Here is a 12,578-nt window from a genome sequence, read left to right as displayed (position 1 = left end):
GGACAGCCTAATTTGAGGTCAGCGTTATAGCAGCGCGCGCCTCAGGCTCAAGCCGGGGTCTGAGACCCAATAGCGGCGCCACCCGTCCAATCAGTTCGGCAGCAACGGGAACGGCAGTCCAACCCGCCGTGCGGCGCTTTTCGCCATAGGCTACGATGGACGGTTCATCCAGCGTGACGATTAGCACATATTTCGGATCATAAGCCGGGAAGATGGTGGCGAAGGTGGCAATCACCTTGTCCTCATAGTACCCGCCACGCGGCTTGGGTTTATCGGCAGTACCGGTTTTTCCCGCCACGTCGTACCCTTTGACATCACCAAAGCTGGCGGTGCCATCCGTGACCACTTTGCGTAGCATATTTTGCGCCTGCTTGGCGGTGTTTTCGGACATCACGCGAGGGCCGTATTGCGGGCCATTGCGGCGCAAGATCGTGGGGCTGACATAGTACCCGCCATTGGCAATCGCTGCGTAACCAGCGGCCAGATGCATGGGGCTGGTCGAAAGGCCGTGGCCATAAGAAATCGTCACGGTGCTCAACTCACCCCATTTCTTGGGCTTGAGCGGTTGCCCGCCCTTGGCCTCGACAATCTCGAATGGGGTTGGGTCGAACATGCCTAGCGCGTTCAGAAAATCCTGTTGCCGGTCGGCCCCGATTTGCAAGGCCAGCCGCCCGGTGCCTCGGTTCGAGCTGTACTTGATTACATCCGAGACACTGATCTCACCATAATTCTTGCCGTTAAACTCGCCAATCGGGAAGCGCCCGATTTTCATTGGGCCGGAAGTGTCAATGATGGTGTTGGAGTTCACCAGACCTAGCTGCACCGCCTGCGCGGCGGTGAAGATTTTGAACACCGAACCCAGCTCATAGACACCCTGTACATAGCGATTGAACAGCGGGCTGTCCGAGGGATCGAAGCCCGAGGTCGGTGGGCGCGGACGGTCATTGGGGTCAAAAGACGGCAACGACGCGGCCGAGACGACCTCGCCCGTATGGGCGTTCATCAGAACCGCCGAGGCTCCTTTGGCGTTCATGATCTTCATGCCGCCATAAAGCACCTGTTCCACCGCCGCTTGAACGGTCAGATCCAGCGACAGTTGCAGCGGCTTGTTGCCGTTGGCCGGGTCGCGCAGATAGCCGTCGAATTGTTTTTCGACGCCAGCTACGCCGATCACCTCGGCTGCGCTGACACCTTCGCGGCCAAAGCCCGAGCCGCCCAGAATATGCGCCGCGAGTCTGCCATTGGGATATAGCCGCATTTCGCGCGGGCCGAACAGGATGCCGGGATCACCGATGTCATGCACCGCCTGCTTCTGCTCGGGCGAGATGCGCTTCTTGATCCACAGGAATTTTCGCTTACCGGTGAAGTCTTTGACCAAACGCTCTTTTTCCAGATCAGGGAAAATAGCGACCAGTTGCTCGGCTGCGGCGATCGGGTCAATCATCAGCGGTGGCTGCGCATAGACAGAATAGGTGTCCAGATTGGTCGCCAGAATACGGCCTTCGCGATCCACGATATTGGCGCGTTGCATGGCGATGGAGGCCCCCGGCGCACTTGCCAATGGTTCTTGCGCCTCGGATGTCGCCAGAACGCCCATACGAAAGCCTACGACCGAAAAGGCGCAAAAGAAGAAAAGACCCAACACCAACAGGCGGCCCTCGGCGCGCGCGCGGGCGCGGTCTTTCATGTCTTCGTGGCGTTTGCGGATGTTCTCTCGCTCAATCGCCTTGGGGTTTTCACCCTTTGCACGGGCGTCGAGGATACGGGCCAGAGGGCGAAGTGGTGTACGGGTCATGGAACCTGCACCTCGATCAGTGCCTGAATGTCAGTGACTTCCTGTATTTCAAGCGGGTCGACGATGGGCAGATCCGGGTCCTCACCATAGGAAATCTGATCGGCGCGACCAAACTGCTCAGCCCGCAGAGGCAGCAAACTGAGACGTTCGAAATTCAAGTCCGCCAGCTCACGCAAACGATCAGGCCGGTTTAGATAGGCCCATTCGGCATTCAGCACGGCGAGTCTCGCCTGCGCCATACCGATCTGGCCTTGCAGCGACTGCGTTTCCTTCAGCACCTGCTGCGTGCGGTAGTTCTCTTGATAAGCCCAAAGCGCCAGCCCGAACACGGATAGTGCAGTCAACGCATACAGAATACTCTTCATCTTGCCCTTCCCCCCAATTGCGGCATGCCGATGGCCCGGGACTCAATTTCCCCTGCCGGGGCATCCGTTCTTATCGCGACACGCAATTTTGCCGAGCGTGCACGTGGGTTTTCTTCAAGTTCCTGCTCATCCGGCCCAACGGCCTTGCGGGTCTTGAGTGTGAATTGCGGCTTCTCCTGCTCCATCTCAGGCGCATAACGGTTGGCGCGTCCGGTTTTGCCCGCGCGCGATTGGAAGAACCGCTTCACCATCCGGTCTTCTATGGAATGGAAAGTCACAACGGCCAGTTGCCCCCCCGGCTTCAAAGCGCGCTCGGCGGCCATAAGCCCCTGAAACAGTTCTTCGTATTCTGCGTTCACCGCGATCCGTAGCCCCTGAAAGCTGCGCGTCGCCGGGTGCGATTGGCCCGGTTTGGGGCGCGGCAGGCAGGATTCGATAATCTCGACCAGCCGCAGAGTTGTTGTGATCGGTTCTTCGGCCCGCGCCTTGACGATGGCCTTTGCTATACGACGACTGGCGCGTTCCTCCCCGAAATGGAACAGGATGTCGGCCAATTGCGTCTCGGTTGCCGCATTCACCAGATCAGCTGCGCTTTCACCATCTTGGCTCATCCGCATGTCGAGCGGGCCATCTTTCATGAAGGAAAAACCGCGTTCAGCCTGATCCAACTGCATGGATGAGACACCAAGGTCCAGCACCACGCCATCCAGGTCCTGTGCATAATCATCCATGCGAGAGAACACGCCCTGCTGCATCACCAGCCGGTCACCATATTCCCCAGCCCAGTCAGCGGCCATTTCAAATGCCAGTGGGTCGCGATCGACGCCAATGACTTTCTCGGCCCCGGCCTCCAGCAACGCACGAGTATAGCCGCCTGCGCCGAATGTGCCGTCCAGCCAGGCACCGGATACCGGCGCCACAGCGGCCAGCAACGGGCGCAGCAGTACGGGGATATGAGGTTTGTCCGATGAGGTCTGAGCGCCGGCCATGCCGTCACCCATCCCCGATGCCATCGAGATACTGCATCGGATCGAAGTCATCTGGCAGATCGTCCAGCCATTCCTCGGTGGTGGCCAGTTCTTCGGCCTCGTATGTCTCGGGCTTCCAGATCTGGAAGGTATCACCGGCGGCGATAAAGAACGCCTCGTTTTCAAGGTCGATCTTGTTGCGCAGCTTTGCGGGCAGCACCAAACGACCCGTTTCGTCCACATTGGTCGGGAAGGACTGACCATGGAACATCCGCTGAAGCATCCGACGCTGCATCGAGCCTCGCGGCAGCGCATCGATCTTGGCATCCACCTCGTCGATCGCTTCCATGGTGTAACATTCAAGGTATTTGCGGCGGTGGTCGCCATAGACAATCACGAGTTCAGGATTGTCACCGGGTTGCCAGCTGGGGTCCGAGGCCTCAAGCACACGACGAAACGAGGCCGGGATCGAGACCCTGCCCTTCGTATCCACCTTATGCTGGCTTTCGCCTCTAAACCTGCGCGCCAAGACGACTGTCCCTTTCGCTTGCGCCCCACCTCAAAATTCACGTTCCCCCGGAAGTAAAACGGCGGGTTGATCTGCTGCCACTGATCAACCCGCCGCATTGACCCGCTTTGCGGGATGTCCAGCTGCGCGCGCCACCTGGGGGGATGTCTGCTCGCCCGCGCGCCGGATCTGTTAAGTGATGAAAGCGAGATGCCTGTATGAAACCTGTTTTTGTATTTTTGGTTCGGGGTCGTTTGGCGCCCCTCAACTGTCCTCGCCCTCATCGGGTACATAAGGGATGCCATGGGAATTCATGGAAATCAATAGGAAAATTGCATAGAGAGGCCTGATGTAGGCTTCAGATCAAGACTAATGCAATCGATACTTGGATCAAATACGCCACAAATTGTGCCCCAGGTGCTTACTAACACTAAATATGTAAGAATTGACGCCTAAATTATTCCTCCCATGAATTCCCAATAATTTTCAGAATTATGGATCATTTGGCGCAGATACCCATTCTTGGCAGCCGAAGAGGACGAATCACGGTCCCCTTACAGGCCAGCCCCATAGGCGACCCATGTTTTCCCATAGCACCATCACCCCAGGCGCCGGACCTGCGGTGAGAAGATTTGCCCCTCTTGAGTTGACACAACATGCCCAAACAAACACCAATTCCGCTCAATAGATAAGCGGCCACCATCACAGGGTCTGGACACACGAAACGTCAACCACACGTGAAAACCAGTATTTTAAAGGCAATTATTGGGGCGTACCGGATTATCCTGCCAATCCATGCATTTGCTGCATAGCAGCATTGACGACGCGAACTATTGTGCAATCGCAGCATTTGCCTATCTTCAGTCTCAAGCAAACGCCGGACGATACCGGTAACAGTAAGAATGAACGGATCATGAAGATGGCAGTCGCAAGCACACAAACAGCTCTGAAAGGCACACCGGCAAATGGAATCTCAACGCTGGTTGAGACCGTGAAAACCCGGGTTGCTCGTTATCGCCTGTACCGTCAGACAGTCAACGAATTGTCGGGACTGTCAGATCGGGAATTGGCTGATCTGGGCTTGCACCGCTCGATGATCCGCCGGCTGGCCCAACAGGCCACCGAAGAGCAGATCGCGCGGTAAGCGCAACAAGAACACCGAGATCAGGTCCGTCCTCCTCCCTTTCGGACCTGTATTTCAGCGGCAGCGTCTCTCCTCCTCCCTGACGTTGCCGCACCTAATACCGGCCCTGACCGCCGGAACCTGATACATCGGGGCTCTCCTCCTCCCTGCCTCGATGTTGAAAGCGCGCGGCGACGTCTTCCTCCTCCCTGACGTCGCCGCGTCTTCTTCATACCGGGATCAAACCCGGGTTCGGATACATCGGGGCTTCCTCCTCCCTGCCCTGATGTAGAAAAGAACGGCGGTTCCCCTCCTCCTCCCTGGGAACCGCCGTTTTTCGTTTTTTGCGCACAAGATGTAGGCTGGGGTCGTGAACGATTTGTCAGGAGTCTCCCATGGCCGCTTATTTCATCGCCCAGATTTCCATTCATGACCCGGATGGGTACCAGAAATACCTCGAAGGATTCATGCCGATCTTTGACCGGCATGGCGGAAGGCTTCTAACCGTATCCTCAAAACTCGTTGAAGTGATCGAAGGCAGTTGGGAAGAAGATGGGGTCGTCCTGATGGAGTTTCCGGATATGGCTGCCGCAAACGCGTGGAAGGACGATCCGGACTATGTCGAATTGGCCAAGATCAGGCAAAAAACGGCGACGGCGAATCTTGTGCTGGTCGAAGGGTTGTAAGCTTCAGAACGGCACGTCATCCTTGTTGGTCAGAAAGCGCGAGACCACTTTCTTCACCCCTGCCTTGTCAAAATCGACCTCGACTTTATCACCTTCGATGCCGATCACTGCGCCATAGCCGAATTTCTGGTGAAACACTCGCTCGCCCAGCGTAAAGCTGGCCACGGCGGTCGCATCAATCACAGTATTCCGGCTTTCTTTTGGCTGAGACATGCCATATTGCCCCTGCCGCGCCTGCATCCGCTTCCAGCCCGGAGAGTTATAGACATTCGCCTCGGCTGCGCGGGTTTCGATCCCGGCTGCCTGCTGACCACCACCATAGAGCCCCGGAGGTGTCAGCACTTCCACATGATCTTCGGGCAACTCATCAATGAACCGGGACGGCATCGAATTCTGCCATTGTCCGAACACCCGTCGGTTGGCTGCAAAGGAAATCGTACAGACTTCTTCTGCGCGGGTAATACCGACATAGGCCAGCCTTCGTTCTTCTTCGAGGCCTTTGAGACCGGATTCGTCCATCGAACGCTGAGAGGGGAACAATCCATCCTCCCACCCCGGAAGGAAAACCGCGGGAAACTCCAGCCCCTTGGCCGCGTGCAGCGTCATGATCGAGACTTTGGCCCCGTCGCTGTCCTGCTCGTTATCCATCACCAGACTGACATGCTCCAGAAACCCCTGCAGGTTTTCGAAATTGTCCAGCTGATTGACCAGTTCCTTAAGGTTTTCCAGCCGCCCCGGCGCCTCGGGCGTCTTTTCGTTCTGCCAATACGCGGTATAGCCGGATTCGTCCAAGACGATCTGCGCCAGCTCGATATGCGAATGCTCGGGCGCGCCGTATCGGATCGGTGAAACACCGTCATCAATCACCGTATCATCGTCCACCTCGATCCGAGGCCCACGCGCCATTGCATTCCAACGCGCCAACCCGTCGATCAGTTCGCGCAGCGCCTTGCCACCCTTGCCCTTGATCAGGCTGTTATCGACCGCGATCCGCGCCCCTTCGACCAGAGACACGCCATTCTCGCGCGCCACCACCTGAATCGTCTGTTGCGCCTTGTCGCCAAGGCCGCGTTTGGGCGTGTTTACGATCCGCTCGAAGGCCAGATCATCCTCGGGGCTGACCACCAGCCGGAAATAGGCCATGGCATCGCGAATCTCCATCCGCTCATAGAATCGAGGGCCGCCAATCACCTTGTAAGGCAGACCAATGGTCAAAAACCGATCCTCAAACGCCCGCATCTGGTGCGAAGCGCGTACGAGGATCGCGATCTCATCAAGGTTCATCGGCCGCACACCGCGCGTGCCACCTTGCATCGCGTCGATCTCTTCCCCGATCCAACGCGCTTCTTCCTCGCCATCCCAATGGCCGATCAGACGGACCTTTTCACCCTCTTCGCGGTCGGTCCAAAGCTCTTTGCCCAAGCGGCTTTCATTGCCACGAATGACGTTGGACGCAGCGGCCAGAATATGCGGGGTCGAGCGGTAGTTCTGTTCCAGCCGGACCACGAAGGCGCCAGGGAAGTCCTTTTCGAACCGCAGAATGTTGCCCACCTCGGCCCCGCGCCAGCCATAGATCGACTGATCGTCATCGCCGACGCAACAGATGTTCTTGTGGCCCCCTGCAAGCAGACGAAGCCAGAGATATTGGGCTACGTTGGTATCCTGATACTCGTCCACAAGGATGTAACGGAACCAGCGCTGGTATTGCTCCAGCACGTCCGGGTGGGTTTGGAAAATCGTGACCATGTGCAGCAACAGGTCGCCGAAATCCACCGCATTCAGCTCGCGTAGGCGGGTCTGGTATTGGGCATAAAGCTCGATGCCCTTGTGATTATAGGCCCCCGCATCCGCAGCAGGCACCTTGTCGGGCGTCAGCGCTCGGTTTTTCCAGTCATCGATGATCCCGGCCAGCATCCGAGCGGGCCAGCGCTTGTCGTCAATGTTGGCGGCTTGAGTAAGCTGTTTCAGCAGCCGTTTCTGATCGTCAGTGTCCAAAATTGTGAAGTTCGATTTCAGATCGACCAGTTCCGCATGGCGACGCAGCAGCTTGACGCAAATTGCGTGGAAGGTGCCAAGCCACGGCATCCCCTCAGCGGGTCGGCCCAGCATCCGCCCTACCCGCTCTTTCATCTCTCGCGCGGCCTTATTGGTGAAGGTCACCGCCAGAATCTCATTCTCACGCACCCTATGTGTCCTGAGCAGATGGGTGATCCGAGCGGTCAGAGCTTTTGTTTTGCCCGTGCCCGCACCAGCCAACATCAGCACCGGACCATCCAGCCGCTCAACCGCTTCGCGCTGCGCCGGGTTGAGATCGTTGAGGTACTCAGCCGAGGTCGCAGGCATCGCCCGCGCCGACAGCGATGCGCCTTCGAAGGCGTCCATTTCGTCAAAACTGCTCATGCCAATAAACTACGTCGGATGGGCGCGGAGGGAAAGGGTTTGTTCACGGCTTGTTCGCTCAAATCAAATAGAATCATCCCTCCAAAGGGCGCAGCGAGGATATTCGGAGAAACGGGCATTATTTGCTCTTTCCCACGGGGGATTGATGCCGCAATGCAGCATGTGCAATAAGTTTGCGCAAAAGGGCGGCGTTTGCGAGCGTTAACATGCCGGTTCTACCCAGAACTACATATGTACGTGGCCGTATTGTCCGCCTATGCACAAGGCCACAGCCATTAAGACCGGGACCTGAAATGACAGACTTCAAGAAAATCCTGATTGCCAATCGCGGCGAGATTGCCATCCGTGTGATGCGGGCAGCCAACGAGATGGGCAAGCGCACCGTCGCGGTCTTCGCCGAGGAGGACAAGTTGGGCCTGCACCGGTTCAAGGCGGATGAGGCCTATCGCATTGGCGCAGATCTGGGACCGGTTGCGGCGTATCTGTCGATTGACGAGATCATCCGGGTGGCCAAAGAAAGCGGCGCAGATGCGATCCACCCCGGTTACGGTTTGCTGTCCGAAAACCCGGATTTCGTGGATGCCTGTGTTCAGAACGGCATCACCTTCATCGGACCAAAGGCCGAGACCATGCGCGCGCTTGGCGACAAGGCTAGCGCTCGGAAAGTGGCGATTGCCGCCGACGTTCCGGTTATCCCGGCGACCGAGGTGTTGGGCGACGACATGGTAGCCATCAAGGCCGAGGCAGCCGAGATCGGCTATCCGCTGATGCTGAAAGCGTCTTGGGGCGGTGGCGGACGCGGGATGCGCCCGATCCTGTCCGAGGATGAGCTGGAAGAGAAAGTGCTGGAAGGCCGCCGCGAAGCCGAGGCCGCCTTTGGCAACGGTGAGGGCTATCTGGAAAAGATGATCACCCGTGCCCGCCATGTTGAGGTGCAGATTCTCGGCGATAAGCACGGTGAGATATACCACCTCTATGAACGCGATTGTTCGGTCCAGCGCCGCAACCAGAAGGTCGTGGAACGCGCGCCTGCCCCGTACCTGACTGAAGAACAGCGCGCCGAAATCTGCGAACTGGGCCGCCGTATCTGCGCCCATGTGAACTATGAATGCGCGGGCACCGTCGAGTTCCTGATGGATATGAACACCGGCAAGTTCTACTTCATCGAAGTGAACCCGCGCGTGCAGGTGGAACACACCGTAACCGAGGAAGTCACCGGCATCGACATCGTGCAGGCTCAGATCCTGATCGCCGAGGGCAAGACCCTGACCGAGGCCACCGGCAAGGCCACGCAGTCCGACATTCGCCTGAACGGCCACGCGCTGCAGACCCGCGTGACCACCGAGGACCCACTAAACAACTTCATCCCCGACTATGGCCGCATCACCGCCTATCGCTCGGCCACCGGCATGGGCATTCGCCTGGATGGCGGCACCGCTTATGCAGGCGGGGTGATCACGCGGTATTATGACTCTCTGCTGACCAAGGTGACCGCTTGGGCCCCAACGCCAGAAAAGGCGATTGCGCGGATGGACCGTGCGCTGCGGGAGTTCCGTGTGCGCGGTGTTTCCACCAACATCGCATTTGTCGAAAACCTGCTAAAGCACCCGACTTTCCTGTCGAATGAATACACCACCAAGTTCATCGATGAGACACCGGACCTGTTCCAGTTCAAGAAGCGCCGCGACCGGGGCACCAAGGTTCTGAACTATATCGCCGACATCACTGTGAACGGGCATCCCGAAACCAAGGATCGCCCGATGCCGCGCCCCGACCTGAAAGAGGCCAGGCCCCCCGCGCCCAAGGCCGAACCGCAGATGGGCACCCGCAACCTGCTGGAGCAAAAAGGCCCGCAGGCGGTTGCTGACTGGATGAAGGCGCAGCGTCAGCTGCTGATCACCGACACCACCATGCGCGACGGGCACCAGTCGCTGCTGGCAACCCGGATGCGTTCGATCGATATGATCAAAGTAGCACCCAGCTATGCTGCGAACTTGCCGCAGCTATTCAGCGTCGAATGCTGGGGCGGTGCAACCTTCGATGTCGCCTATCGCTTCCTGCAGGAATGCCCTTGGCAGCGCCTGCGTGATCTGCGTGAGGCGATGCCGAACCTGATGACCCAGATGCTGCTGCGCGGGGCGAACGGGGTTGGCTATACCAACTATCCCGATAACGTGGTGCAGGAGTTTGTGCGTCAGGCGGCCAAGGGTGTCGACGTGTTCCGCGTGTTCGACTCGCTGAACTGGGTCGAGAACATGCGCGTCGCCATGGACGCGGTGATCGAAAACAACAAGATCTGTGAAGGCACCGTTTGCTATACCGGCGATATTCTGGACCCGGACCGAGCTAAGTATGGCCTCAAATACTATGTCGGAATGGCCAAGGAACTGCGTGACGCTGGCGCACATGTGCTGGGCCTGAAGGATATGGCCGGACTGCTGAAACCGGCCTCCGCCAAGATCCTGATCCGGGCGCTGAAGGAAGAGGTCGGGCTGCCGATCCACTTCCACACCCATGACACCGCAGGCATTGCAAGCGCCACCATTCTGGCCGCCTCCGAGGCCGGTGTGGACGCGGTGGATTGCGCGATGGACAGTTTCAGCGGCAACACCTCTCAGGCAACGCTCGGCACCGTGGTCGAGGCGTTGCGCCATACCGAGCGAGACACCGGGCTGGACATTAAGGCCATCCGTGAGATCAGCGACTATTTCGAGGCAGTGCGTGGCCAATACGCGGCCTTCGAGTCCAGCCTGCAGGCCCCGGCCTCCGAGGTATATCTGCACGAAATGCCTGGTGGTCAGTTTACCAACCTCAAGGCACAGGCGCGTTCGCTTGGACTCGAAGAACGCTGGCACGAGGTTGCTCAGATGTATGCGGACGTGAACCAGATGTTCGGCGATATCGTCAAGGTGACGCCGTCGTCCAAGGTGGTCGGTGACATGGCGCTGATGATGGTCAGCCAGAACATGACCCGTGCGCAGGTCGAAGACCCGAACACTGATGTAGCCTTCCCCGACTCGGTGGTGGACATGATGCGCGGCAATCTGGGTCAGCCTCCGGGCGGGTTCCCCGATACCATCATCCAGAAGGTTCTGAAGGACGAGGCCCCCAACACCGAACGCCCCGGCAAGCATGTCGAAGCGGTCGATCTCGAGGCCACCCGCACCGATTTGTCCAAACAGCTTGAGGGCAAAGAGATTGATGACGAGGACCTGAACGGATATCTGATGTATCCCAAGGTGTTCCTCGACTATATGGGCCGTCACCGCACTTATGGCCCGGTCCGTACCCTCCCCACGCGTACCTTCTTTTACGGCATGGAGCCGGGCGAGGAGATCACCGCCGAGATCGATCCCGGCAAGACGCTGGAGATTCGCTGTCAGGCCATCGGCGAGACGGACGAGAATGGCGAGGTTCGCGTGTTCTTCGAACTCAACGGTCAGCCCCGCGTGATCCGCGTGCCGAACCGTTTGGTGAAAGCATCAACCGCTCAGCGGCCAAAGGCCGAAGTTGGTAACCCCAACCATATCGGCGCGCCAATGCCGGGTGTCGTTGCAACTGTTGCCGCTGTCACAGGTCAAGAAGTCAAAGAAGGCGATCTACTGCTGACCATCGAAGCGATGAAGATGGAAACAGGTATCCACGCCGAGCGCGACGCGGTGGTCAAGGCCGTTCACGTCCAGCCTGGAGGTCAAATCGACGCCAAGGATCTGCTGGTCGAACTGGAATAACCGGTTTAGCCTTCTAAGCTAACAAGGGCCGTTCGGGGAACCGGGCGGCCCTTTCAACATCAGGAGGCCGCATGCTGACCATCACCCCGATCTACGCCGCGTTGATCGCATTTCTGTACGTCGCACTCAGCGTGAATGTCATTCGGCAACGCCGGGCGGGCAAAATATCGGTCGGGGATCATGGCGACAAAGCCATGATCAAGGCAATGCGAACGCATGCGAACTGCGCAGAATACGCTCCCTTTGCTTTGCTGCTTATCGCCATGGTCGAACTGCAAGATGCTGGCGGCTGGCTTGTGAACCTGCTGGGGATGTTACTTTTGGCGGGCAGGCTTCTGCACGCTTATGGTTTTGGCAAGACGCCACAGGTCATCATCCTGCGCCAGATCGGAATGGGTCTGACCTTCACTGCAATTCTGATTGCCGCGATCGCGAACCTCGCATTGGCTGTTTGAGCGCGCGATTTAGCCCGTCAAAACCTGCGTTTCGATCAAAGGAGCATGCGGGAGGCTAGGCTGCGCCTCTGCCAGTGTTTCATCGCTCTGACTGTAGATCACGGTGGTAAGAACAATCAGCGCCGCCAATGCCGCCATTTTAATGTCTGCAATATCTTTCATTTCCTCTGCCCAATCCCTTATTTCGTTCATTGCTATATCTCTTGAACACCGCAGCCCCGAATTTCCGTCGAAAGATTTTTTGCTGTTTTTTGTGTTTTTCCGCTTGCAGCCTCGTGTGGGAATTTATACATCCCTCCTCACTCAACGGCGCGGGCGTAGCTCAGGGGTAGAGCATAACCTTGCCAAGGTTAGGGTCGGGCGTTCGAATCGCCTCGCCCGCTCCATTGAGAGGTCTACGGGCCATATAAGTATCTGATGCGGGCGTAGCTCAGGGGTAGAGCATAACCTTGCCAAGGTTAGGGTCGGGCGTTCGAATCGCCTCGCCCGCTCCAGATACCAAACTCTCCGAACATGCTGGTTCTTTCGCGATTGCTGCGGCATCTTT

General features: G+C 57.9%; 10 protein-coding genes and 2 tRNA genes. 6 read left to right on the top strand and 6 right to left on the bottom strand.

The window, feature by feature from the left end; genetic code table 11:
- Positions 1-7 precede the first annotated feature (7 nt).
- From ACR0NE_RS10470 to mraZ, 4 genes are read right to left on the bottom strand one after another with little or no spacing between them, the layout of a single operon-like run.
- Complete coding sequence (locus ACR0NE_RS10470; protein ID WP_170392055.1) at positions 8-1,795, bottom strand: peptidoglycan D,D-transpeptidase FtsI family protein; 1,788 nt, start codon at positions 1,793-1,795, stop codon at positions 8-10.
- Entirely contained in the window at positions 1,792-2,160 is a 369-nt protein-coding gene (gene ftsL, locus ACR0NE_RS10465; protein WP_170594751.1) for a cell division protein FtsL, read from the bottom strand. Before ftsL ends, ACR0NE_RS10470 begins: the two co-directional genes overlap by 4 nt.
- Positions 2,157-3,149 carry a 16S rRNA (cytosine(1402)-N(4))-methyltransferase RsmH gene (gene rsmH / locus ACR0NE_RS10460; protein ID WP_170595301.1) on the bottom strand — a complete coding sequence of 331 codons (993 nt, stop codon included), beginning with the start codon at positions 3,147-3,149 and terminating at the stop codon, positions 2,157-2,159. Before rsmH ends, ftsL begins: the two co-directional genes overlap by 4 nt.
- A 4-nt stretch (positions 3,150-3,153) precedes the next feature.
- On the bottom strand, positions 3,154-3,621 hold the full coding sequence (gene mraZ / locus ACR0NE_RS10455) for a division/cell wall cluster transcriptional repressor MraZ (RefSeq protein WP_480439182.1): 468 nt from the start codon (positions 3,619-3,621) through the stop codon (positions 3,154-3,156).
- Positions 3,622-4,555: 934 nt separating this feature from the next.
- Between mraZ and ACR0NE_RS10450 the strand changes: the two genes are divergently transcribed.
- The gene (locus tag ACR0NE_RS10450) at positions 4,556-4,780 is read left to right on the top strand and encodes a DUF1127 domain-containing protein (RefSeq protein WP_170392061.1); all 225 of its coding nucleotides are present in this window, start codon (positions 4,556-4,558) and stop codon (positions 4,778-4,780) included.
- 374 nt (positions 4,781-5,154) lie between these two features.
- The gene (locus ACR0NE_RS10445) at positions 5,155-5,445 is read left to right on the top strand and encodes a DUF1330 domain-containing protein (RefSeq protein WP_170420812.1); all 291 of its coding nucleotides are present in this window, start codon (positions 5,155-5,157) and stop codon (positions 5,443-5,445) included.
- Between the two features lie 3 nt (positions 5,446-5,448).
- On the opposite strand, the gene ACR0NE_RS10440 is transcribed toward ACR0NE_RS10445, so the two are convergent.
- Positions 5,449-7,845, bottom strand: a complete 2,397-nt coding sequence (locus ACR0NE_RS10440) for a UvrD-helicase domain-containing protein (protein WP_170594749.1) — start codon at positions 7,843-7,845, stop codon at positions 5,449-5,451.
- 293 nt (positions 7,846-8,138) lie between these two features.
- Between ACR0NE_RS10440 and ACR0NE_RS10435 the strand changes: the two genes are divergently transcribed.
- Both ACR0NE_RS10435 and ACR0NE_RS10430 read left to right on the top strand, forming a co-directional pair.
- On the top strand, positions 8,139-11,576 hold the full coding sequence (locus ACR0NE_RS10435) for a pyruvate carboxylase (protein WP_170594747.1): 3,438 nt from the start codon (positions 8,139-8,141) through the stop codon (positions 11,574-11,576).
- A gap of 71 nt (positions 11,577-11,647) precedes the next feature.
- Complete coding sequence (locus ACR0NE_RS10430; protein ID WP_170594746.1) at positions 11,648-12,031, top strand: MAPEG family protein; 384 nt, start codon at positions 11,648-11,650, stop codon at positions 12,029-12,031.
- Between the two features lie 9 nt (positions 12,032-12,040).
- On the opposite strand, the gene ACR0NE_RS10425 is transcribed toward ACR0NE_RS10430, so the two are convergent.
- Positions 12,041-12,193: a hypothetical protein gene (locus ACR0NE_RS10425; protein ID WP_170609401.1), complete on the bottom strand. Its 153-nt coding sequence runs from the start codon at positions 12,191-12,193 to the stop codon at positions 12,041-12,043.
- 149 nt (positions 12,194-12,342) lie between these two features.
- Between ACR0NE_RS10425 and ACR0NE_RS10420 the strand changes: the two genes are divergently transcribed.
- Both ACR0NE_RS10420 and ACR0NE_RS10415 read left to right on the top strand, forming a co-directional pair.
- Positions 12,343-12,417: transfer RNA gene (locus ACR0NE_RS10420), tRNA-Gly, on the top strand.
- Positions 12,418-12,450: 33 nt separating this feature from the next.
- Positions 12,451-12,525 (top strand) — tRNA-Gly (locus ACR0NE_RS10415).
- Positions 12,526-12,578 lie beyond the last annotated feature (53 nt).

The organism is Ruegeria sp. C9 (assembly GCF_056537585.1).
This window is presented reverse-complemented; position numbering and strand designations above follow the sequence as displayed.